General features: G+C 30.4%; 27 protein-coding genes and 1 tRNA gene. 4 read left to right on the top strand and 24 right to left on the bottom strand.

Translation table 11 applies throughout. The features are described from left to right. Window positions 1–139: 139 nt before the first annotated feature. The 9 genes from BUA92_RS21960 to BUA92_RS22000 form a co-directional block, all read right to left on the bottom strand. Window positions 140–215, bottom strand: a tRNA-Thr gene (locus tag BUA92_RS21960). A 92-nt stretch (window positions 216–307) separates the two neighbouring features. Next, window positions 308–946: an RNA polymerase sporulation sigma factor SigH gene (gene sigH, locus BUA92_RS21965; RefSeq protein ID WP_021800138.1), complete on the bottom strand. Its 639-nt coding sequence runs from the start codon at window positions 944–946 to the stop codon at window positions 308–310. A 59-nt stretch (window positions 947–1005) separates the two neighbouring features. After that, on the bottom strand, window positions 1006–1515 hold the full coding sequence (locus tag BUA92_RS21970) for an NYN domain-containing protein (protein WP_021800137.1): 510 nt from the start codon (window positions 1513–1515) through the stop codon (window positions 1006–1008). A gap of 19 nt (window positions 1516–1534) precedes the next feature. Beyond that, window positions 1535–2329, bottom strand: a complete 795-nt coding sequence (gene rlmB / locus BUA92_RS21975) for a 23S rRNA (guanosine(2251)-2'-O)-methyltransferase RlmB (RefSeq protein WP_073022778.1) — start codon at window positions 2327–2329, stop codon at window positions 1535–1537. Window positions 2330–2400: 71 nt separating this feature from the next. After that, window positions 2401–2808: a Mini-ribonuclease 3 gene (locus tag BUA92_RS21980; protein ID WP_073022779.1), complete on the bottom strand. Its 408-nt coding sequence runs from the start codon at window positions 2806–2808 to the stop codon at window positions 2401–2403. 316 nt (window positions 2809–3124) lie between these two features. Further along, window positions 3125–4525, bottom strand: a complete 1401-nt coding sequence (cysS, locus tag BUA92_RS21985) for a cysteine--tRNA ligase (protein WP_073022780.1) — start codon at window positions 4523–4525, stop codon at window positions 3125–3127. 107 nt (window positions 4526–4632) lie between these two features. Further along, window positions 4633–6069, bottom strand: a complete 1437-nt coding sequence (gene proS / locus BUA92_RS21990) for a proline--tRNA ligase (RefSeq protein WP_073022781.1) — start codon at window positions 6067–6069, stop codon at window positions 4633–4635. 289 nt (window positions 6070–6358) lie between these two features. Continuing rightward, window positions 6359–7033 carry a 2-C-methyl-D-erythritol 4-phosphate cytidylyltransferase gene (ispD, locus tag BUA92_RS21995; protein WP_073022782.1) on the bottom strand — a complete coding sequence of 225 codons (675 nt, stop codon included), beginning with the start codon at window positions 7031–7033 and terminating at the stop codon, window positions 6359–6361. Between the two features lie 19 nt (window positions 7034–7052). Continuing rightward, window positions 7053–8144 carry a PIN/TRAM domain-containing protein gene (locus BUA92_RS22000; protein WP_073022783.1) on the bottom strand — a complete coding sequence of 364 codons (1092 nt, stop codon included), beginning with the start codon at window positions 8142–8144 and terminating at the stop codon, window positions 7053–7055. 322 nt (window positions 8145–8466) lie between these two features. Between BUA92_RS22000 and BUA92_RS22005 the strand changes: the two genes are divergently transcribed. Continuing rightward, window positions 8467–8865, top strand: a complete 399-nt coding sequence (locus BUA92_RS22005; RefSeq protein ID WP_021800130.1) for a nucleoside triphosphate pyrophosphohydrolase family protein — start codon at window positions 8467–8469, stop codon at window positions 8863–8865. Between the two features lie 32 nt (window positions 8866–8897). Here the strand turns inward: BUA92_RS22005 and disA are convergent, their stop codons facing one another. The 4 genes from disA to BUA92_RS22025 all read right to left on the bottom strand — a co-directional run bounded on the left by disA (window position 8898) and on the right by BUA92_RS22025 (window position 12987). Next, window positions 8898–9962 carry a DNA integrity scanning diadenylate cyclase DisA gene (disA, locus tag BUA92_RS22010; protein WP_073022784.1) on the bottom strand — a complete coding sequence of 355 codons (1065 nt, stop codon included), beginning with the start codon at window positions 9960–9962 and terminating at the stop codon, window positions 8898–8900. A gap of 15 nt (window positions 9963–9977) precedes the next feature. Continuing rightward, window positions 9978–11342: a DNA repair protein RadA gene (radA, locus tag BUA92_RS22015; RefSeq protein WP_073022785.1), complete on the bottom strand. Its 1365-nt coding sequence runs from the start codon at window positions 11340–11342 to the stop codon at window positions 9978–9980. Window positions 11343–11539: 197 nt separating this feature from the next. After that, window positions 11540–12268 (bottom strand): glucosamine-6-phosphate deaminase, encoded by a 729-nt coding sequence (gene nagB / locus BUA92_RS22020; RefSeq protein WP_073022786.1) that lies wholly within the window; start codon window positions 12266–12268, stop codon window positions 11540–11542. Continuing rightward, a complete protein-coding gene (locus BUA92_RS22025) occupies window positions 12265–12987 on the bottom strand; it encodes a GntR family transcriptional regulator (protein WP_073022787.1) in 723 nt (240 codons plus the stop codon). The genes nagB and BUA92_RS22025 overlap by 4 nt, the downstream gene beginning before the upstream one ends. Window positions 12988–13110: 123 nt before the next feature. On the opposite strand from BUA92_RS22025, the gene BUA92_RS23435 reads away from it, so the two are divergent. Beyond that, complete coding sequence (locus BUA92_RS23435; RefSeq protein ID WP_175550943.1) at window positions 13111–13272, top strand: hypothetical protein; 162 nt, start codon at window positions 13111–13113, stop codon at window positions 13270–13272. Between the two features lie 140 nt (window positions 13273–13412). Continuing rightward, a complete protein-coding gene (locus tag BUA92_RS22030; RefSeq protein WP_021800125.1) occupies window positions 13413–13640 on the top strand; it encodes a glutaredoxin family protein in 228 nt (75 codons plus the stop codon). 51 nt (window positions 13641–13691) lie between these two features. On the opposite strand, the gene BUA92_RS22035 is transcribed toward BUA92_RS22030, so the two are convergent. The 7 genes from BUA92_RS22035 to BUA92_RS22065 form a co-directional block, all read right to left on the bottom strand. After that, window positions 13692–15149, bottom strand: coding sequence for an NADP-dependent glyceraldehyde-3-phosphate dehydrogenase (locus tag BUA92_RS22035; RefSeq protein WP_073022788.1), 1458 nt, complete (start codon window positions 15147–15149; stop codon window positions 13692–13694). Window positions 15150–15164: 15 nt separating this feature from the next. Next, window positions 15165–15392, bottom strand: coding sequence for a glutaredoxin family protein (locus BUA92_RS22040; protein ID WP_073022789.1), 228 nt, complete (start codon window positions 15390–15392; stop codon window positions 15165–15167). After that, entirely contained in the window at window positions 15392–16333 is a 942-nt protein-coding gene (gene trxB, locus BUA92_RS22045; RefSeq protein WP_073022790.1) for a thioredoxin-disulfide reductase, read from the bottom strand. The genes BUA92_RS22040 and trxB overlap by 1 nt, the downstream gene beginning before the upstream one ends. 248 nt (window positions 16334–16581) lie before the next feature. Continuing rightward, complete coding sequence (locus tag BUA92_RS22050; protein ID WP_021800121.1) at window positions 16582–19032, bottom strand: ATP-dependent Clp protease ATP-binding subunit; 2451 nt, start codon at window positions 19030–19032, stop codon at window positions 16582–16584. A gap of 12 nt (window positions 19033–19044) precedes the next feature. Further along, the gene (locus BUA92_RS22055) at window positions 19045–20067 is read right to left on the bottom strand and encodes a protein arginine kinase (RefSeq protein ID WP_073022791.1); all 1023 of its coding nucleotides are present in this window, start codon (window positions 20065–20067) and stop codon (window positions 19045–19047) included. A gap of 10 nt (window positions 20068–20077) precedes the next feature. Continuing rightward, on the bottom strand, window positions 20078–20599 hold the full coding sequence (locus BUA92_RS22060; RefSeq protein WP_073022792.1) for a UvrB/UvrC motif-containing protein: 522 nt from the start codon (window positions 20597–20599) through the stop codon (window positions 20078–20080). Between the two features lie 13 nt (window positions 20600–20612). Further along, complete coding sequence (locus tag BUA92_RS22065) at window positions 20613–21068, bottom strand: CtsR family transcriptional regulator (RefSeq protein ID WP_021800118.1); 456 nt, start codon at window positions 21066–21068, stop codon at window positions 20613–20615. 142 nt (window positions 21069–21210) lie between these two features. Between BUA92_RS22065 and BUA92_RS22070 the strand changes: the two genes are divergently transcribed. Continuing rightward, a complete protein-coding gene (locus BUA92_RS22070) occupies window positions 21211–21861 on the top strand; it encodes an MBL fold metallo-hydrolase (protein ID WP_073022793.1) in 651 nt (216 codons plus the stop codon). A gap of 93 nt (window positions 21862–21954) precedes the next feature. Here the strand turns inward: BUA92_RS22070 and BUA92_RS22075 are convergent, their stop codons facing one another. The 4 genes from BUA92_RS22075 to BUA92_RS22090 all read right to left on the bottom strand — a co-directional run bounded on the left by BUA92_RS22075 (window position 21955) and on the right by BUA92_RS22090 (window position 24278). Then, complete coding sequence (locus BUA92_RS22075; protein ID WP_021800116.1) at window positions 21955–22125, bottom strand: DUF362 domain-containing protein; 171 nt, start codon at window positions 22123–22125, stop codon at window positions 21955–21957. 91 nt (window positions 22126–22216) lie between these two features. Next, window positions 22217–22420, bottom strand: a complete 204-nt coding sequence (locus BUA92_RS22080; protein WP_073022794.1) for a heavy-metal-associated domain-containing protein — start codon at window positions 22418–22420, stop codon at window positions 22217–22219. 21 nt (window positions 22421–22441) lie between these two features. Beyond that, window positions 22442–23347, bottom strand: coding sequence for a PSP1 domain-containing protein (locus BUA92_RS22085; RefSeq protein WP_073022795.1), 906 nt, complete (start codon window positions 23345–23347; stop codon window positions 22442–22444). 1 nt (window position 23348) lies between these two features. After that, on the bottom strand, window positions 23349–24278 hold the full coding sequence (locus BUA92_RS22090) for a DNA polymerase III subunit delta' (RefSeq protein ID WP_073022796.1): 930 nt from the start codon (window positions 24276–24278) through the stop codon (window positions 23349–23351). Between the last annotated feature and the right edge of the window lie 5 nt (window positions 24279–24283).

A 24283-nucleotide genomic window follows, 5' to 3' on the forward strand; every position in this document is an offset into this window, starting at 1 on the left:
TGTCTTACCGTGGTCTACGTGTCCTATTGTTCCAATATTTACGTGTGGTTTATTTCTTTCGAATTTTGACTTAGCCATTTTTATTTTCCTCCTTACTAATTAAATAAACTTTGCCTAGCGTTTTGTATTTTGAAAAAATTGGAGCTCACGATCGGGATTGAACCGACGACCTCCGCCTTACCAAGGCGACGCTCTACCTACTGAGCTACGTGAGCAACTTAAATACATATATGTATAATATATATACCAATTATAAAGTTTACTATCCAATTTGGTATTTGTCAATATATTTGAATTAAAATAATTGCTATAATTTGAGACATTTTTCAAGTTTCCTTTTCACCCTCTGAAGGGCATTATCTATTGATTTAGCATGTCTATCTAAATCACAAGCAATCTCTTGATATGACTTACCATCTAGGTAGGATGTTAACACTTCCATTTCTAATTCTGTTAAGGCATTAGAAATCTCTTTTTCCATCCTCTCTATCTCTTCCTTACTTATTATCAATTCCTCAGGATCTGATATCTTAATTCCAGATAAAATATCTAATAAAGTTCTCTCAGACTCCTCTTCATAAACAGGTTTATTCAAAGATATATAAGTATTTAATGGTATATGCTTCTGTCTAGTAGCTGTTTTGATAGCTGTAATTATCTGTCTTGTTATACAAAGTTCTGCAAAAGCTCTAAATGAAGCTAATTTATGAGGGTTAAAATCTCTTATAGCCTTATATAAACCTATCATTCCTTCTTGATATATATCTTCTTTGTCCGCACCAATTAAGAAATAAGATTTAGCCTTTGTTTTTACAAACATCTCATATTTGCTAATTAGGTATTCTTGAGCCTCAATATTACCTTCCTTAGCCTCAACAGCAACATCTTCATCTAATCTATTCTTAAAATCAACATTTCTTTCTATAGACCTTTCACTATAACCCAAAGTACTCCCCCCTCATATGCCACTATTAAGAATTAAAGGAGCTAATAAAATATTAAAATTTAACTTCTTCTCATCTTTTCCAACTTTTTCAATACCTCTTTATCTATACTGTCTTCCAAAAGATTTTTACTTCCCTTAGTTACTTTCTTAGTTTCACTTATTATTTCTTTTTCCATATTAACTATAATGTGATAAAACTCTAATGAAGATACTCGTATGGCTCCCCTTTGAAATATGGTTTGTTGTTCCAACCAATCAGATGTCACAACTAAAACCTCGAACCTTCTTCCCAGCTCATTTACTTGTCTCTCTATGTAATTATCCGCGGTTTCCCCATCTTTTGTAAAAACAACCGACAGTCTTTTATCCACTTCTTCTTTATTCTCCAGATTTCCTTCAACTTTATGTGCATCAAAGACTATATTTATATTACAATCTTCATAATTAGCATAATTGTGGAGAGTTTCTATAAGCTGTTGTCTAGCTGACTCGTAACTATACTCTTTAATTTTTTTGAGATTTGGCCAACTATTGATAACATTATATCCGTCAACAAATAAAATTTTCAAAACCCTATCACTCTCAAATCTATCTTTTTGTTATTCGAGATTTTAAAACCTCATACATCATTATACCACCTGCAACAGAAGCGTTTAAAGAGTTTATTTTGCCCACCATAGGAATTTTAACAAGTTTATCACATTTCTTTAAAGTTAAGGTAGATATTCCTCTTCCTTCACTACCTATTATAATGGCACAAGGTCCAGAAAAATTAGTATTATAACTATAATCTTCTCCATTTATATCTGCACCATAAACCCATAACCCTTGATCTTTTAATTTATCTATTGCTACATTAATATTAGTTACCTTTGCTATTTTCATATGTTCAACAGCTCCAGCTGAAGATTTATATACAGTTGGAGTTACACCTACATTTCTTCTTTTAGGTATTATTATTCCATGCACACCACATAACTCAGCAGTTCTTACTATAGATCCTAAATTATGAGGATCTTCTAATTCATCTAAAATAACTATAAATGGATCTTCTTCTTTTTTCTTAGCATACTCTAATATATCGTCTATTTCTGAATATTTAAAAGGAGTTACTACCGCCATAACACCTTGATGTGACCCCGTTTCGCTCATAGAGTCTAGTTTTCTTTTTTCCACTTCTTTTATAACTATCTTTTTATCTTTAGCTACTTGTATTATTTTTTTTATAGACCCTTCAACATTACCTTTCGCTATTAATAAATATTCTATTGTTCTATCAGATTTCAACGCCTCCGACACTGAGTTTCTACCTTCTATCAAATCTTCTCTAATTGTTTTTTCTTTATTTTCTTTATTTTTTTTATATTCCTCTTTATTTGACATTTTTTTCTCCTCATTTTCTATAGTTAACTAAACTTATATATCTATCTAATTATTAATAAAATAAATTAATTTTATTCCTGCTCTACTGATTTTAATAATATAGTATTTAATCTATCTATCTCATTAATTAAGTATAAATATCCAACGAGAGCTTCAAATCCTGTTGCAGCTCTATATTCAGCTAAATCTGCATTTTTAGGTACTGTAGCTGATTTTGTATTCCTTCCACGTTTATAGATATATATTTCTTCTTCAGTTAAATCTGACTCTATTCTCCTAATTATCTCACTTTGTGCATGAGCTTTAACATACTTAATGGCCTCTACATGCAGTTTATGTGTAGATAGTTCTTTATTATTATTTAAAATATAATTTCTTATAAATACCTCGTATACTCCATCCCCTACAAAAGCCAGTTGAAGTGGATTTAGCATTCTAGCCTCTTCTTTTGCGAATTTTCTATATAATAAGTTTTCCAAAGATTAACTCTCCTTTAACTTTATGATTTACCTACTCTACTTAATATACCATAAACTCATAAGTATTCAAATTATATTAAATATAATTTAGGTTTGGCTTTAAAAACAATGAATTATTAAATTTTTCGGCTGGTTTTCTGTTTTTCTGGATATCTGGATTTCTGGTTAACCAGTTAACTGGTTAACTGGTTATATGGTTATTAAACACAATATTTTATAAACCCAACTAAAATCAACAAAATAATTTTATATTTGAAATCTATATAAACAAAAAGAAGCTATAATCTCCAAGGATATATAGCTTCTTTTTAATTGATTAATTAATCTTTTTCCATCTAACACCCTGTGGTGTGTCTTCTAATACTATTCCTCTATCTTTTAGATCGTCTCTTATTTTATCTGCTAGCGCAAAATCTCTATTTTTTCTTGCTTGTTGTCTGTCTTCAATAAGCTTCTCTATTTCTTCTTCTATACTTCCTTTAGTTGATTTTTGAAGTATTCCAAGAGGATCTCCAAGTTCTCTTATAATATCTAATGCACCTTGAATTGCTTTTCTAGATGAATCAACACTTATATTAGTATTAATATCCTTTACTAAATCAAATAGAACAGATATAGCATCTGCAGTATTGAAATCATCATCCATCTTGTCTATATATCTCTTCCTGTATACATCTAACGAAGCAATATATTTTTCTTCTTTATCATTTATCTCTTCAACACAACTTTCTTCAAGAAGATTTTCTAGATTAGATACTGCATTGTATAATCTTTCAACAGAAGCTTTTGCCGATTCAAGAAGATCTTCCGAGAAATTTAATTGAACTCTATAATGTCCAGATAACATTAAAAATCTAATTACGTCAGCATCATATCTTTCTAAAATTTCTCTTGCTGTAAAGAAGTTATTTAGTGACTTTGACATCTTTTCATTATTAATATTAACAAAAGCAGAATGCATCCAATAGTTAGCAAAAGTTTTGCCAGTTAAGGCTTCACTTTGTGCTATCTCATTTTCATGGTGTGGAAACACTAAGTCTGAACCACCTGCATGTATATCAATAGTATCTCCTAATATATTCTTAGCCATGCATGAGCACTCTATATGCCAACCTGGTCTTCCTTCTCCCCATGGACATTCCCAGCCTGGTTCGCCTTCTTTTTTGGCTTTCCAAATAGCAAAATCCATAGAATCTTTTTTTCTTTCATCAACAGATATTCTAGCTCCAGCTTGTAAATCATCTAAATTCTGTCCCGATAATTTCCCATAAGTAGTGAAGTTTTTAGTACTGAAGTAAACATCGCCGTCAACTTCATACGCAAACCCTTTTTGGATTAATTCCTCTACAAACTTTATTATTTCATCTATATATTCAGTAGCTCTAGGATTTACTGTAGCTCTTTTTATGTTTAATCCATCCGCATCTTTATAATACTCTGATATATATTTATCTCCAATTTGTCTTAGTGTGATGTTTTCTTCATTAGCTTTTTTTATTAATTTGTCATCAACATCAGTAAAGTTTTGAACAAATTTTACTTTGTATCCTCTGTATTCAAAATATCTTCTTATTGTATCAAATACTATAAAAGTTCTTCCATTACCAATATGAAAGAAGTTATAAACTGTAGGTCCGCAAACATACATCTTTACTTCTCCTTGTGTAATTGGGATAAACTCTTCTTTTTTTCTCGTTAGGGTATTATAAACCTTCATTTTTTCCCTCCTTCTTTGATTTTCATGTATGAAATTTTGTTTACTGTATTATATATGGAAAGCAAATTAACTTTCTCCTATCATATAATAATGATATGCCTTACTTATTAATATGCTCTACCCCAATAAACCATTTTTTCTGCTTTCTTACCACAACATACACATTCTTCTGAGTGTTTTTCTTGCTCAAATGGAATACATCTTGATGTAGCTCCTGTTTCTTCTTTTATTTTATCTTCACAAGCTCTATCTCCACACCACATAGCTTTTACGAATCCTGGAGTATTTTCTACTACTCCTTTAAGTTCTTCTATATTTTTAGCTACATAAGTATGCTCATCTCTATTTTTTCTTGCTTTTTCTAACATATTAACTTGGATATTTAGAAGAAGTTCTTTAACGCTTTCTTCTAAATTATCTAAAGATACAACTGTTTTTTCTAATGTATCTCTTCTAACTAATACACATTGATTATTTTCGATGTCTTTTGGTCCTATTTCTAATCTTACTGGAACACCTTTCATTTCGTACTCAGCAAACTTCCAACCTGGCATTTTATCTTTATCATCAAGCTTAACTCTAGCTATTTTAGCTATCTTCTCTTTAAGCTCGTTTGCTTTTTCTAAAACACCTTCTTTATGTTGTGCTACTGGAACAATAACTACTTGTGTTGGTGCTACTTTTGGTGGAAGTACTAATCCATTATCATCTCCATGTACCATTATAACAGCACCTATTAATCTTGTTGTCATTCCCCATGAAGTTTCATGAACATATTGTAACTTACCATTTTTATCTGTGTACTGAATATTAAATGCTTTAGCAAAGTTATCTCCAAAATTGTGTGAAGTTCCTGTTTGAAGTGCTTTACCATCATGCATTAAACTTTCTATTGTAAAGGTAGCTTCTGCTCCTGCAAATTTTTCTTTTTCAGTTTTTTGTCCCTTCACTACAGGAATAGCTAAAAACTCTTCGCAGAAACTTGCATAAACATTAAGCATTCTCTTAGTTTCTTCCATGGATTCTTCTGCAGTAGCATGTACTGTATGCCCTTCTTGCCATAAGAATTCTGTAGTTCTTAAGAATGGTCTTGTAGTTTTTTCACATCTAACTACTGAACACCATTGATTATATAATTTAGGAAGGTCATTATAAGATTGTACTATCTTAGAGTAGTGTTCACAAAATAACGTTTCAGAAGTTGGACGAACGCATAACTTTTCTGTAAGTTTTTCTTCTCCAAAATGTGTTACCCAAGCAACCTCTGGTGCAAATCCTTCAACGTGATCTTTTTCTTTTTGAAGTAAAGACTCAGGAATAAACATTGGCATATATACATTTTCATGACCTGTTTCTTTAAATCTTCTATCTAAATCTTGTTGTATATTTTCCCATATAGCATAACCATAAGGTCTTATTATCATACAACCCTTTACACTTGAATAGTCAACTAACTCAGCCTTTTTTACTATGTCTGTATACCATTGAGCAAAGTCTACATCCATTGAGGTTATTGCTTCAACTAATTTTTTATTTTTTCCCATAAAAAATCCTCCTTTAGTTTATAATTATTAAATATAAAAAGAGTCCGCCCTATATTAGGGCGAACTCATAGTCGCGGTACCACCTAAATTTGTACTCTAGTAATGTTAACGGTGTTAAACCGATAGTTTTTCCCTACAACTCCAAAGCGGGTTCGAAACAGTTGAAAATCTTTCAGCCTAGGATTATCTCTCTTTAATATAGTCTCTACTATTCTTCTTCACTGCTTTTCGTATTATATTTTTCTTTTCATATTATAACTTCTAAAAAAAGTACTGTCAATAAGTTTATCTATACTAATCTTTCTGCAAGTATCAAGTCATCAGGTGTAGTAATTTTTATGTTAGTATAGTCTCCTTCATATATAAATACTCTCTTTCCATAGGCTTCTGCTACCATTGTATCATCTGTAACAGCAAGTTTTTTTTCTCTAACCCATTCGTGAGCTTCTAATATCATTTTATAATCGAAAGTTTGTGGCGTCTGAATAGCTATTAAAGTACTTCTATCTGGCGTTTCTTTAGAAAAGCCTGAATTATCAACAATTTTTATAGTATCTTTAGGAGTAACTCCACATGCAGTTGCTCCATATCTCTTGGCGTAATCTATTCCTTCGTCAATGATTCTATTAGATACAAAAGGCCTTGCTCCATCATGTATAAGAACTATTGAAGAATCTTCAATCGCCTTTAATCCATTATAAACAGAATCACTTCGCTCTTTGCCTCCCACTACTACTCTATCAACCTTTAATTCATATTTATCTAGAATTTCCTCTTTGCAATAATCAATTTCATCTTCAGGTAAAACTAGAATAATTTCATGAACATTACCATTATTTAAAAACTTCTTTAAAGTGTAATAAAGCATAGGCTTTTTTTTAAGGTCTAAGAATTGTTTGCTTATCTCATTCCCCATTCTTTTACCTTTTCCACCTGCTAATATAATGGCACTTACCTTATTCATTTAATATCCCTTTCTAAAATTAAGCCTCTTTTTGTTTCGCAAATATCATCCTACCAGCAGCAGTCTGAAGAACCGATGTAACTGTAACATCTAACTCTTCTCCTATAAATCTTCTTCCGCCTTCAACTACAATCATAGTACCATCATCTAGATATCCTATACCTTGACCAGATTCTTTTCCATCTTTAATTATAGGTATTCTCATCTCTTCGCCAGGTATTACTACAGGTTTTATAGCATTTGCAAGCTCATTTATATTTAGTACTGGTACACCTTGAAATTCAGCTACTTTATTAAGATTATAATCATTTGTTACAACCTTACCACCTAATTTTTGTGCTAATTTTAATAATTTTGAATCAACTTCTGCGATTTCTGGGAAATCTCCTTCCCAGATTTGAACTTCTATAGCAAGCTCTTTTTGAATCTTATTAAGTATGTCTAAACCTCTTCTACCTCTATTTCTTTTTAGAGAATCTGATGAATCTGATATATGTCTTAATTCATCCAAAACGAAATTAGGTATAACTAAAGGACCTTCTACAAATCCTGTTTCACATATATCAAATATTCTACCATCAATGATAACTGACGTATCAAGAACTTTAGATATAGCTTTGGTCTTAGCCTTTTTATCCTTTGGAGCCTTTTTCATAGACGCAATTATATTGTAAATATCCTCTTTTTTCTTTATAGCTACATCTGCTCCTATAATTGCACCTATTATATTAAATAATATAAATAGAACTTGCCCAACTACAGGTATTTTCTCAATTCTATTCAGAGGCATACCTACTAAAGATGTTATTATCAAGGCTATGATTACACCTACTGCACCAAAAATAATTTCAGAAGCACTTAACTTTTGTATACTTTTTTCTGCATACTCAATTAATTTAGTAATTCCTTTATAAATATATGGTGATAATAAAAAGAAGATAAGTCCAAATAAAATAGTTATAAAAACTAGAAATGATATTCTACCTAGGGTTGAATCTGAAAAATATCCTAAGTTAACTATATACTTAATTTTCAAAAGTGCATCTCCAATTAAAAGACCTATTGAAAGCCCGATTAGAGAAAATATTATTCTTAATATCTTTTTTAACATATCTTCACCTCCCTCAAAGTAATTATTGACATTTATTACTAAGTTAATACTATATATATAATTTCTTATAAATAATTTGTATTACTCAGCTTTTCAATGTGGTTTTTAATATTATATCACATTCCAAACCTCCATTTATGAAGATTGCATAAAATTTTACCATATTGTTACTAAAAATTTATTCTTTTATCCCCCTATTAAAGATTTTTATATTCTATTATCATTAGAGCATAAAGTTGACGTCTAATCTTTAACTATTATTGACAAAATTGTATTAAAATAATTATAATTATTATAGATAACCAAAAGAGGAGTTGATAAAATGAAGGATGTAATTTTTGACGATTTCCAAAATTCTGTAAACGAATCCTTGCTTAGACACAAGAGCATTTTAGATATATTAAGTAAATATTCCGAATCTCAAGCACGTGTCAACAGAGCTGTTACTAAAGCTGTTACTAGTTGCGGATGTATAAAAATTAATGCCGATAAACAAATTCTTCCTTCTAACGATGATTCTATAGATAGTCTAGATGGATACTTGAATACTCATGTAAGCGGTAAAATATGCGATAGTTGTAGAGAAATCCTTGAACGTGAAATTGGTAATAATCTATTCTATCTAACCTCACTTTGTAATACGCTAGACTTAAATCTATATGACATTCTGATAAAAGAACATGATAAAATAAATACATTAGGAAAATTTACATTTAGATAAAATTTTATTATAGGTAGGAACTTTGTTTCTACCTATAGTTGTTTATTTAGTTCAACTTGTTCCTTTATTCTTCTTAATCCATTTCTTATTGCTCTTGCCCTTGCTTCCCCAATACCTTCAACTTGATCTAAGTTTTCTTTGTTTGCCTCAATTATATTTTTAAGTTCTTTAAAATGTTTAACTAAGTTTTCTATAACTGTTGATGGTATTCTCGGTATTTTACTTACTATTCTATACCCTCTTGGAGATATTAAAGTGTCAACTAATGGGACTCCCTCATATCCTAATATCTTTCCTATAGCATCTAAATCTAATAGTTCCTCAGATGATAATGCCTGAATTAATTTATACAATTCATTAAATTCTAAATCAGCTTTGCAGTAATCTCTTATTAATAAAATTCCATCCTGTTCTATAGACCTTACGAGTTCATATAGCTGCATTGAAATAAGACGTCCTTCATTTCCTAATTCAACTATATAACTCTCAATCTCCCCTACTATTCTCATAACCATTTCTGTTCTTTGAATTGCTGTCACCACATCAAAAAGAGTTGTTAAATCTTGAAACTCTAATAGATTTAAATTATTTTTAACTCTATCTAGAACTGCCACATATTTTTCTAAAGTTTGTATTGCTTGATTGGCTCTTGCTAAAATCACAGAAGTCTCTCTTAATACATATTTTAAATCACCTTTATAGACAGTAATCATGTTTCTTCTTTGTGATATAGCTACAGCAATTGAACCTGTCATTTTAGCTACTCTATGAGCTGTTCTATGCCTTGTTCCAGTTTCAAATGTTGGAATAGATGAATCTGGTACTAACTGAGCATTTGCACATACTATTTTTTTAAAGTCAGAACTAACAACTATAGCTCCATCCATTTTTGCTAATTCATAAACATAAGATGGAGTATATTCTGAGTTTATCTTAAACCCACCATCTACTAACTTCATTATTTCTTCGTTATCTCCTAGAACAATAAGCCCTCCTGTTTTTGCTCTAAGAATATTTTCTAATCCCTCTCTAAGATTAGTTCCAGGTGCTACAATTTTTAAAATATTTTTTATTTCTTTATCTTGCTCTATTCTCATACAATCACCTAATCTCTAAAATATTTTATTTATAGCTTCTCTAAGATTTCTTACTCCGTGTATATTTAAAGTTTTTGCTTCAATCTTATCTCTATTCCTATCTGGTATTATTACATTTTTAAATCCCATTTTTTCAGCTTCATTTACTATTCTTTCACATGCCGATATTGGCCTAATTTCGCCTGTTAGACCCACTTCCCCTACTAGCATAACTCTTGGCAGTGCAACTTCTTTATTTTTTATAGAAGATAATAATGCAACAGCAACTCCAAGATCAGCTGTTGTTCCATCTATATTTAAACCACCAACCACGTTAATATATACATCGTATTTATAAAAAGGTATCTTTAGCTTTTTCTCTAAAACTGCAAGTATCAAACTAAGCCTAGAGTTTTCTATACCTACTGCAGTTCTTCTAGGCATTACTGCCTTAGTCTCTGTAACTAAAGCTTGTATTTCTACTAGTATAGGTCTAGAGCCTTCCATTAGACCTATAACCACCGAACCTTCTTGATTCTCATCTTTTTCTTGAAGGAATAACTTAGATGGGTCAAATACTTCTACAAGTCCTTCTCCTCTCATCTCAAAAACACCAATTTCTCTAGTTGTTCCAAAACGATTTTTCATGGTTCTTAGTATTCTGAATTCTTCCGTTCTTTCGCCTTCAAATGAAAGAACGGTATCCACCATATGTTCTAACACTCTAGGTCCTGCAAGCTCACCTTGCTTAGTTACATGGGCAACAATAAACAATGGTATATTATTATGCTTTGCTATTCTCATTATTACATTAGAACATTCTTTTACCTGCGAAACTGATCCTGGGGCTGAAGCTATTCCTTCTTTATACATTGTTTGTATAGAGTCTACTATAACAAATATAGGAGACAATTCTTTTATATGAGATTCTACGATCTCTAAGTTTGTCTCTGAAACAATGAATAGATTGTTTGACTCTACCCCTAATCTATCCCCTCTGATTTTTATTTGTTCCTCTGATTCCTCACCAGATACATATAATACTTTTCCATATTTACTTGCTATATTTTGAGCTGTTTGTAGTAGAAGGGTTGATTTCCCTATACCTGGATCTCCAGATATAAGGGTTAATGAACCTCTTACTAGCCCTCCCCCAAGTACTCTATTTAATTCTTTTACTCCAGTATCAAGTCTTTCCTTTTCTCCAGATTGTATTTCTCTGATATTTTTAGGTAAACTTATTGTTCCGGATAAAAAGTTTTTATTTCTACTATCATTTTTATTTTCTTTAACTTCTTCTTGAAAGCTATTCCACGAATTACAAGAGGGGCATTTCCCTAACCATTTTGCAGATTCGTAGCCACATTCTTGACATACATACATTGTTTTTATTTTAGCCATATCACACCAACCTTAATTGCTATATTATAACAACTATTAATCATAATTTATGATAACATACATTTTATTTAATTATAATACACTTGCATGGTTTTTATTCAAACCTTAATTGTTTAATTACTTATTAATTTACACAAAAATAAGCTGCTAAAATAAAACATATCTTTTATTTTAAACAGCTTATGATATATAAATTATTATTTTATTTTTCTAGCAGCATCTTCATCTATTATTAATACTACATCTTTGTGCATTTGTAAGAAAGAAGCTGGTACTTGAGTAGTTATTTTTCCATTAACCACCTTATCCATTATCTCTGCCTTAGATTCTCCACTTACCATTAGAAGTATCTTTTTAGCTTTCATTATAGCGCCTAAACCCATAGTTAATGCTTTAGTTGGAACTTCTTCTTTAGACACGAAATATCTTGAATTAGCCTCTATAGTGCTTTCTGCTAGGTCAGTTACATGAGTTCCTAAACTTAATGTATCAGATGGTTCATTAAATCCAATATGACCATTACTTCCTATTCCTAACACTTGAACATCTATTCCACCTAACTCTTCTATTCTCTTATCATAATTAACGCATTCCTTAAGCATATCTTCAGCTAAGCCATTAGGAACATAAGTGTACTCTTTTCTTATATTTACATGGTTAAACAGATTACTATCCATAAAATATCTATAACTTTGGTCATGTTCTCCACTTAAGCCTACATATTCATCTAAGTTTACTGTAGTAACCTTTGAAAAGTCAAGTTCTCCATTTTTGTGCATATCTATTAGCTCTTTATACATACCAACTGGAGTTCCGCCTGTCGCTAAACCTAATGTTGCCTCTGGTTTTTTACTTATAACTTCTGCTAATTCTTTTGCCGCTACCTTGCTCATCTCATCATAATTTTTTACTACTAATATTTTCATCTTAATTTCCCCTCTCTTCTGGATATATTGACTTGCAATATATACTTGTCACTTCTATAAATTGATTCCTCTATAAATAAAACTTTTTTATTGTCCATAAATGTTCTGCTATATGTTTTTAGTAAAGGGATATCCTTTTTAGTTTTAAATATCTCTTTGTAATTATCATCAATTAATATTGCGCTAACTTCTGATTCTGAATGATCTACAGAATATCCAAACCCCTCTAATATTTTGAACAAAGATCCTTCTAGCATATCTTCATCCATGTATCCGCAGTAGTCACAAGGAATATATACAACCTCATTAGCTATAATCTGGTCATCCACTTCTCTCAATCTATTAATTTTGTACAATTTATCAAAAGGAAATAAATCTTTTAAATGTTCTGGCGGTTCTACCATACAAAATTCCACTACTTTAGTTTTGAGAATTCCACCTGTCTTTTTTATAATCTCTGAAAAACTCATCATATCTTCTTGCTTGACTTTAGGTTCACATACAAAAGTTCCTTTGCCCTTCTCTCGAATAAGTATTCCCTCTTGAACTAGTTCTCCTAACGCCTGCCTAATAGTCATACGAGAAACTCCATAGTTTTCAGACAGTTCTCTTTCACTATCAATAGTTTGCCCTACTTTCCAAACTCCTAATTTTATCTTCTTTTTAATATCTTCTTTTAATTGATAATATACAGGAATGGGACTATTTTTATCTATCATATTTACTTCCTCCTAAATTCATTATACTAAGTTTTGTTATAGATGTCTAGACCACTATACATTCTTTCCTTAAATAATTTTTTCACTTTTACATAAACTAGTATTTACTAGGAGGTGATAACATTGAATATTAAAGAATCCTTAGTATTTACTAATGTCAAAGGAAAAAATATTCTTCATTCAAGTGACTACAACATATCTAATTCCATTGAACCCTCTGATTATACTATAAAACAAAATTTAATATTAAATAATAGTATAAAAGACAATGAAAATATTACTTAATTAAAACGTAAAACAATGCACATATAAATCTACTGAAAACATATAATAACAATCAAAAGAGTTGATTTTTATTCTAAAATAATGTAAAATATTATTAATGAATAATTATTATTAGTTATTAAGAAAGGTAGTGAATTTTAATGGTAAAAGTATATACAACAAACTCTTGTCCTTGGTGTGTTAAAGCTAAGACATACTTAAAATCTAAGGATATAGCATTCGAGGAATTAAATGTTCAAGAAGATATGGATGCTAGACAGGAAATGGTTAATAAATCAAGACAAATGGGAGTTCCTGTTTTAGATATAGACGGAACTGTTATTGTTGGTTTTGACAAACCTGCAATAGATACTGCTTTAAATCTATAAAATTAAAAATAATAAAGGAAGCAATAAAATGCTTCCTTTTTTGTTTAATTTTTATTCTATATTTAAAACGACTGCTTTTGGTCTAGACATAGCCTCTATGGAATATCTTATTCCTTGAGTTCCTATACCAGATGCCTTAACTCCTGAGAATGGGAAATGATCTGGTCCTCTTTCAGTTTTATTATTTATCTGAACTGTTCCTACTTCTAACTTATTAGCCACATAAAAAGCTTTATTTATATCTTTTGTAAATACTGATGATTGTAATCCATATTCAGATTTATTAGCTATAGATATAGCTTCATCAACATTATTAACTCTTATAATAGGTAATACTGGTCCAAAAGGTTCTTCCCAAGCTAATCTCATGTCTAATGTAACATTATCAACTAAAGTTGGATAAATTAAATTTCCTTCTCTATTTCCACCTTCTAATATGGTAGCTCCCTTTTCTTTAGATTCAAGTATCAAACTTTCAACATAATCAGCTGCCTTATCATCAATTAATGGTACTACATCTACTTGCTCATTAATTGGGTTTCCTACTTTTAAAGTTTTAACTTTTTCTCTAACTTTCTTTACTAATTCGTCAGCAACCTTATCTATAACTAATATTCTTTTAACCGCTGTACATCTTTGGCCAGAATATGAATATGCACCAGCAACTATATTATGAGCTGCTAAGTCTAAATCAGCATCTTCTAAAACTATAGCGGCATCTTTTCCTCCCAATTCCATTAATAATGGTTTCATTGTTGTTATTCCAGAAATTCTTAATCCTATTTCTGTACTTCCTGTAAAGTTTATAAAATCTACTAATGGATGACCAACTACATAATCTCCGATTTCACTACCTCTACCTGTTATAGTATTAATTACTCCTGCTGGAACTCCAGCTTCTTGGAATACCCTAACTAAATGAAGTGCACTTATACTTCCTTGAGTTGCAGGCTTTAATACTATACTATTTCCAGCCATTAATGCAGGTGCTATCTTTGAAGCTGAAAGGTTAACAGGATAGTTAAATGGTGATATAGCTAATACAACTCCTAATGCCACTCTATTTACTATGCTTATCTTGCCTTTTCCTGTACCTGGGAAGGATTCTCCTGGTAAAGTCTCTCCAGCCATATTTTTAGCAGTATCTGCACTAAATCTTATATAATCAGCTGTTCTATTAACTTCTGAAATTGCACTCTTTTTATCTTTAGCTATTTCTAAAACCATTATATTTGCTATCTCTTCTGCCTTTTCATCAAGTAAATCAGCAGCCTTTAGTAATATAGTAGCTCTTTTATTTATAGGCATTTTATCCCACTCTTTTTGAGCTTCTTTTGCGTTTTGTATAGCATAATCTACTTCTTCTTTGCTCATTGCTTGAACTTTTCCAACCAATGATCCATCTACTGGAGAATTTATTGAAATCAATTTACTTGTTTCACTCTTAACCCATTCTCCACCTACATAATTTCTATATATTTTATCTTTACAACATAAATCGTTAAACATTAATTTCACCTCAAATTATAAATTTAATACTTTGTCTATTTTTTCTCTATCAAAACCTACAACTATTTCACCATTTATATCTATTACTGGAACACTTCTTTGTCCAGACACCTTAAACACTTCTTCTCTATTTTCTTTATCATCAGCAACTATTAATTCTGTAAATTCTATATTTTTTGAATCGAAATATTTTTTTGCCTTAACACACCATGGGCACCAATCTGTTGAATATATTTTTACCATTACTTATCTCTCCTTTTTTCTACAATATATTTTTCTGCATCTAACGCTGAAATAGTTCCATCAGCAACTGCTGTTGTTATTTGGCGGAATTGTTTTTCTCTAACATCCCCAGCTGCATATACACCCTTAACATTTGTTCTTGTTGACTCATCAGCTATAATATAACCACCCTTGGTTAAATTTATATCTTCTTTGAAATAATCTGTTTTAGGCTCAGTTCCTATATATCCAAAAACAGCATCTATTTGAATTTCTTTTTGTTCATTTGTTTGAGTATTTTTTATAATTGCTTTTTCTAAATAAGTTTCTCCTTCTACATCTACTAAATCCCAGTTAAATAGAACCTCTATTTTAGGATGATTTAACACCTCATCTATAGTAGCTTTTTCACCTTTAAAATAATCAAATCTTCTAATCATTATTACTTTACTGGCAAATTTAGTTAAAAATAATGCCTCTTCTAATGCTGAATTTCCTCCACCAACTACAGCAATAATCTTATCACCGTACATAGCTCCATCACACACAGCACAATAGTGTACCCCTTTACTAGAAAACTTTTCTTCATTTGGTATAGGTAACTTTTTAGGCATTGCTCCTGTAGCAATAATAACTGCCTTAGGTTTATATATATAACTATCAGTCTCAATTATTTTTTCTTCATCTGTTAATTTTGCACTTTGGACTAGATCAAATTCATCTATTTTAGCTCCTAATTCTTCTGCTTGTTCTTGCATTATATCTGCAAGTTTTCCACCTTCTATGGTTTTAAAGCCTGGATAATTTTCTATTGTATAGCTAGTTCTTACTTGACCACCTACAACAGCATTTTCAAGAAGAATCATATCTAACTTAGCTCGTGCTGCATATATAGCTGCGGTTAATCCTGCTGGACCTCCTCCTATAATCATCAAATCTATATTTTTCACTTCTTTACTCATACTTTTGATCACTCCTCAATTACCCCCATGGGGTATCCTTATATTTATTATAACACTAGAATTTTTATTTTCAAGTACTTATTGAATAATTACTATTAATTAGTACTTCTAATTAATATTTAAATTAAGCTACAATTTAAGTATATTATTAAATTCTATTTTTATTATTTCCACTTTCACTTAATTATTATTTATAAAAATAAAGAAAGAGAACCAATATAATCTATCATACTGGTTCTCCTATTTTATTACTGAACAGGAACTGGCGAAAAAACTAAATTCCCTTCATCTGATGTAACTTTTATTTTATCACCTTTTTTAATTGTTCCTTTTAATAGCTCTTCTGCAAGTTTGTCTTCAACCTTTTTAGTAATTACTCTTCTAAGAGGTCTTGCTCCATAAGCTAAATCGGTACCTTCTTTTATTAGAGTTTTTTTACTATCTTCATCAAACTCTAAATGTATTTCTTGTTGTTCAACTCTTTCCTTTATAGATTCTAACATTAAATTAACTATATCAATTAAATCATTTTCTACTAAGCTATGGAATACTATTGTATCATCTATTCTGTTAAGGAACTCTGGTCTAAAACTTCTTTTTAACTCTTCCATAATATTTTCTTTCATCTTTTCATATTCAGTTTCTGCTTTATCAGAATCTATCGCAAATCCTAATGTTTTTTGTTTTTTAAGCATATGAGCACCAATATTAGATGTCATTATTATTATGGTGTTTTTAAAGTTAACAGTCTTTCCTTTAGAATCAGTTAATCTACCATCTTCTAGTATTTGAAGTAAAATGTTAAATACATCTGGATGAGCTTTTTCAATCTCGTCTAGTAATATAACTGAATATGGTTTTCTTCTAACTGCCTCTGTTAATTGACCACCTTCATCATATCCAACATATCCTGGAGGAGATCCAATTAATCTAGATACCGCAAACTTCTCCATGTATTCAGACATATCAATTCTTATAATACTATTTTCATCACCAAACATAGCTTCTGCGAGAGCTTTGGAAAGTTCAGTTTTTCCTACTCCAGTAGGTCCTAAGAATATAAATGATCCTATAGGTCTATTAGGGTCTTTTAATCCTACCCTAGCTCTTCTTACAGCTTTAGCTACAGACTTAACAGCTTCTCTTTGACCTATAACTCTATTATGAAGTATCTCTTCAAGTTTTAATAATTTATCTGCTTCTTTTTCAGTTAATTTCTCTACAGGAACTTTAGTCCATTTTGAAACTACCGCTGCAATTTTACTTTCATCAACTGTATGAGTTTGAACTGAAGTTTGTGTACTCCAATCCTTTTTAAGATTTTCTAATTTCTCTTTTAACTCTTTTTCATTATCCCTAAGATTAGCAGCCTTTTCAAAATCTTGAACAGTTATTGCATCTTCTTTCTCTTTAACTGTCTTATCAATTAACTCTTCAATTTCCTTTAAATCTGGTGGTGCTGTAAGATTTTCTATTCTTACTTTTGCAGCTGCTTCATCAATAAGATCTATAGCTTTATCAGGCATATATCTATCTGTAATATATCTATCTGATAGATTTACTGCTGCTACTAACGCCTCATCTGTAATTTTCACCCTATGATGAGCTTCATATTTATCTCTTAATCCTTTTAAAATTAATAAGGTTTCTTCTTTTGATGGTTCTCCTACGTTAACTGGTTGGAATCTTCTTTCTAAAGCCGAATCCTTTTCTACATATTTTCTATATTCATCTATAGTAGTAGCTCCAATACATTGGATTTCTCCTCTAGCTAATGCTGGCTTTAAAATATTTGATGCGTCAATTGCACCTTCTGCTCCTCCAGCACCAACAATTGTATGCATTTCATCTATAAACAATATAACATTGCCTGATTCTTTTATCTCTTCCATAAGCTTCTTTAATCTGTCTTCAAACTCACCTCTATATTTTGCTCCAGCTATCATAGAGCTAATATCTAGGGATACTACTCTTTTTTCCTTAAGTATTTCAGGGATATTCCCTTCAACTATTTTCTGTGCTAATCCTTCTACCACAGCAGTTTTTCCTACTCCAGGATCTCCTATTAGACAAGGATTGTTTTTTATTCTTCTGCAAAGAATTTCTAAAAGTCTTTGAGTTTCCTCATCTCTTCCTACTACTGGGTCAAGTTTGCCTTCTTTAGCCATTTCAGTTAAGTCTCTGCCATATTGATCTAATGCAGGTGTATTAATCTTTTTCTTTCTTTTACTTTCCTCAGCATTTCCTTGAGGATTGTTAGTATTACCAGATAAAGCATTTAAAATATCTTGCTTTATTTTATCAAAGTTAACATTTAAGCTATTTAAAATTGTATATGCTACGCCTTCTTTTTCATTAATCATAGCTAATAATATATGTTCTGGTGAAATATAATTCTGTCCTAAATTTCTAGCTTCTAACAAGCTTAAATCTAGCAATCTTTTTGTTCTTGGAGTTAATGGAATATCTCCTTTTGTAGAATCAAAATCACCTTCTCCAACATATTCTTGAAGCAGTTTTTTTACTCCATCTTCATTTATTCCATATTCTTTAAGAAGTTCTTGACTAACTCCTTCTTCAGCAATTATTCCTAATAAAATATGCTCTGTTCCTATATATCCATGTTTAAACTCTTGGGACTCTTTTTGAGCTTTTAATATCACTCTTTGCGCTCTCTCTGTAAATTTCCCATACATCATTTTATACACCTCCTAAGACTCTGATAATATACTTCTTATTAATTTTGCTCTTTCTATATTTCTTTCTCTTTCTTTTAATTCCCTATCTAAGTGATTCTGAAGGGATGCATTTTGAGAAAATAACAACATTTTATTAACAGTTTTAATATCTATATCCTCTATTAAACCTTCTTCAACTCCAAGCCTAATACTTGAAAGTAACCCTAGTGCTTCTTTTAATGTTAATACTCTTGCATTTTCAAGCAAAGCTCTTGCTCTAAATATTCTATCCTCAACTTCATATTTATATTGCTCTAAATAAAGTTTTCTTATATTTTTTTCTTCTGCAACTACTTGTAACGCTACAGCTTCTAAATTAGTTAGTATATCTTCATCTGTAACACCTAAAGTTACTTGATTAGATATCTGATATATATTTCCTTCACCTTTTGAGCCTTCTCCATATAATCCTCTTAATGTCATTCCAACTTGATTTAGTCCCTTTAATAATTTCGGAATCTCATTATTAAAAGTTGCAGCTGGTAAATGTATCATAACAGATGCCCTCATTGCAGTACCTATATTAGTTGGGCAGGCTGTTAAATACCCTAACTTTTCATTAAATGCATATTCTATTTCCTGCTCTAATAAGGAATCCACCTTATCAGCATTATTATATGCTGATCTAATATCAAAGCCTGCAGTTATACACTGTAATCTAATATGATCCTCTTCATTTATCATTAAACTAAAAGTTTCATCATCATCCACAATGAAAGAAGAAATAGTCCCATTTTTAATAAGATTTGGGCTTATTAAGTGTTTTTCAAGAAAAGTTCTTGCTAAGTTTGGTGATATATCTCTTAATTCATAAGTTTTGTATTCTCCTTTATCTTTTAAAACTTTATTAAAAGCTTCTTGAATACTACTTGATACTTCTATACCATTTTCATTATCTAGCTTATTAGGAAAAGGAACTTCTTTTAAATTTCTAGCTAATCGTACTCTACTAGATATAACCACGTCTTCTTTACTGCTATTTATCCAACTCTCCATATGGCACCTCCTATTCCTCTAATTTCTCATGAATAGATTTTATATTATCTCTTATCTCTGCTGCCTTTTCATACTCTTCTGCTAATATAGCTTTTTGCAATTCTTCTTTAAGCTTAATAATTTTCTTCTTTTCTGCAATTACTCTTCCCTCATTTTCTGGAATTTTACCTATATGTTCAACATCACCTTGAACTCTTTTTATAACAGGAGTTAGTGTTTTAGAAAAACTCTCATAGCAATTACTACAGCCAAGTAATCCTGTCTTTCTAAACTCCCTATAGTTCATTCCACAAGACTTACAAACTACTTCATTTTCTGGTTTATCAGTAGCGTTTTTATTAAAATAATCAACTAAACCTCCTAAGATGCTTTGCAGAGGAAATCCTTCGAAGTCTTCGAAAGATGAATTAACTGGTATATCAGATATATCACTAGCACATTTCTCACACAATCTTACTTCGCTTTTTACTCCATTTATTATTTTTACCATATGAACTGTAGCATCATTTTTATTGCATTTTTCACATAACACTTGTATTCCCCCTTTAAGATAACAATAATGCAATTGTTGATTTTAATATGTCCGCTCTTACCTTATTTCTGTTTTCAACTGCTTGCAACGTTCTATCATTTATAACCATTTTAATTATATTGAATTCCCTATCATTTATTATCTCAGCATCATATAAACTTTCTAATAATGCTATTGAATTATGATAAGTTATTGAATCTCCTATACTTTCGTCTATTAACTCTTTTCTACTTCTATGGTTATTATATTTAACCTTTCTAATTACTATGCAACCACCGCCACCTCTTCTACTTTCAATTAAATATCCTTTTTCACAAGTAAACCTTGTAGTTAATACATAATTAATTTGAGAGGGAGCACAACTAAATCTATCTGCTAACTCGTTTCTTTGAATCTGTAACTTCTGATCTTCACTTTCACTAATTAAAGCTTTTATAAAGCTTTCTATCACATCTGATAGTCTTGCCATTTCGTCACCTTCTTAACCTTGACTTTCTTTGACTTTGTTTAGATATATCTTATCATATAATAATTACTATTGTAAATATATAATGGTTTTTATTTTTAGTATTTTCTTGAATTTATGGTAATACTATAAACGAGGTGATTTTATGAAATTAACCTGGTATGGTCATTCATGTTTTCTTTTAGAAACTTCAAATAATACAAAAATACTAATGGATCCCTTTGACTCAAAAATAGGGTATATCCCCTTCAAAGGGTCCGTAGATATAGTAACTATATCTCATGATCATTTTGATCATTCTAACTTAACTAACTTAGACTGTGAACCACAAATAATTAATTCAACTAATGAATATCTAATTGATTCAATAAAAATAACAGGAATACCTTCTTTTCATGACGATCAAAATGGTCTTAAAAGAGGTCCTAATATAATTTTTTTATTTGAGGTTGATAATCTTAGATTATGCCACCTTGGAGACTTAGGTCATATTCTAAATAACGATTATAAAGATTTATTAGGAAACATTGATGTCCTTATGATTCCAGTTGGAGATCTTTATACTATAGGTGGTAAAACTGCTTATCGTATATGTGATTTATTATCTCCTAAATATATTGTTCCAATGCATTATAAAACCCCAAATCTGTCTTTCTTATTAAGAGGTCCAGAAGAATTTTTAATAGCTTCAAAAAATGTTTCAAAATTACCTAATAACACTCTTAACACTGAAGAATTATTTGTAAGTACAGATAATACCCCTAAAGTATTACTTTTATCTCCTCCACAAATATAAATAAAAGATGCCTAAACTAAGCATCTTTTATTTATATCTCTATTTAATTGCTTGTACAAAAAAACACCGCCTAAAAGGCGATGCTTTTTAAAATTATTCTGCTACTGGAGCTCCAACTGGGCAAACGTTGGCACAATTTCCGCAATCTATGCAAGTATCTGCATTAACTACAAATATTGTATCTCCTTGTTCTATAGCATTTACTGGACATTCAGCTGCACAAGCACCGCAGCTTATACATGTTTCTTCTATTTTATATGCCATAATAAAACACCTCCTAATATTTTCGGTATGTAACTACCACGTTAATTTTATCACATTCGTGTATATTTTCAAATACTTTTGACATAATTTTTTAAACGACAGTATATCCCAGTAATTCTATGGAATCAATAATTTTATCTAATTTAGAGAAGTAGTCATCATATATTATGCTTACTTCTCCTTTTTCCTTATTAATTTCACAGGCAACTACCCCTGTATTTGAAGCTACTGCATTTTTTATTTTTTTTACATCTTCTGATGTTTTCATACCGATAATTTTAATTGAAGACTTCATTTTCATCCCCCTGAATATGATCTAATTATCCTTTATTAAATCCTTAATAAGAACTTTATCAGTTTCATCTTCTATTTCAAGTTTTATTTCCCCGTCATCTACATTCCCCTCATAAGTTCCACTTATTAACTCTATTTTCTCTATCTTATATTCATTTATTACTTCTTCTTCCCCAAAAGCCATCTTAACTTTAACTGTCTCTTTTACAGTATTATTGCCAACAACTTCTCCTCTACCATCTACAGTTTTAACTATTGACCCTACCCTAGGTAGTCTCTTTCTAATATCTTCGTAGGTGCTTTGTTCATAATTTAAACAGCACATTAATCTTCCACATATTCCTGATATCTTAGTAGGATTCAAGGATAAACTTTGCTCTTTTGCCATTTTAATTGATACCGATGCAAAATCTCCAAGGAAACTTGAGCAGCATAAAGGTCTTCCACAAGGTCCTAAACCACCAATCATTTTAGCCTCGTCTCTTACACCTATTTGTCTTAACTCTATTCTTGTTTTAAATATTGTAGCTAAGTCTTTTACTAATTCTCTAAAGTCTACTCTTCCATCTGCTGTGAAGTAAAAAATAACTTTATTATTGTCAAATGTATACTCTACATCTATTAACTTCATATTTAAGCCATGACTTACTATTTTCTTAAGGCATACATCAAAAGCCTCTTTCTCTTTTTCTTTATTTTCTTTATGTAATCTTATATCTTCTTCATTTGCAACCCTAATAACTGTTTTAAGTGGAGCTACTATATCTTCCTCGCGTATTTCCTTTACTCCAATAACACATTCTCCAAACTCCACGCCTCTTGCTGTTTCAACTATGACATAACAATCCTTTTTTACCTCTGCATTATTAGGATCGAAATAATATATTTTACCCGCTTTTTTGAAACGGACTCCTACAACTTTTATCATTTTAAACCTCCATAAGATCTATGATCATAACATTTAATGTTAATAAAAAATTTGTGTTGCTATTTAATTTACTTCTTGTTCTATCTAAAACCTTTACCATTCCTTTGAGTTTTCTAAAGGTCATTTCTCTTGATATATTATCTATTTCATGAAGTTTATCACCATTTATGATTAACTCCTTATTTTCTACTTCTTTATATACGGATATATCTCTTATAAATGAAAGTAAAATATTTAAAATTTCTTCCCAATTTTCCTTAAAACTAGCTAACTTTTTCTCATATGTAATAACAGCTACTTTATCGCCTTTATTAATATCAACTAATAAATTACATATAATACCTCTTAAAATTTCTAAATTTTTGTTATTAAAAAAATCTTCTACCTTTCCAGGAACTCCTCCTGCATATGCTAATGCAGAATTAATCATTTTTTCATCAAACTCTTTAAAATATAAATTTATATACTCTCTCATATCTTCAATATTTAATGGCGAAAGTTTATGAATCTGGCATCTTGATTTAATTGTATCTAATATTAAATCCCCACTTTCACACAATATAATTATGTAAACACCTTTAGGTGGTTCTTCTATCGTTTTTAATAAAGCATTTTGTGCTTGAATCGTTAACTTATTTCCTCTATGTATTATTATTACCTTTTTATCTCCTTCAAAAGGTTTTTTATAAATCTCTTGGATTATTCCTCTAACTTCATCTATTCCTATAGACTTATCGTTTACTCTATAATTAACGATATCCGCATATTCTCTTTCTTGACTTTTACCTAATATGCTTAAAGCAAAAATCTGAGCTATTTTGCTTTTTCCTATACCATCCTCTCCTATTATTAAGTGTGCATGAGAGAGTGCACATTTTTCAATAAGTTTATCAAATGATTCTCGTATTTTATTATGCCCAATAAACTTCATATGCA

The sequence above is a fragment of the Clostridium intestinale DSM 6191 genome (genome assembly GCF_900130055.1).
Classification (GTDB): domain Bacteria; phylum Bacillota; class Clostridia; order Clostridiales; family Clostridiaceae; genus Clostridium_T; species Clostridium_T intestinale.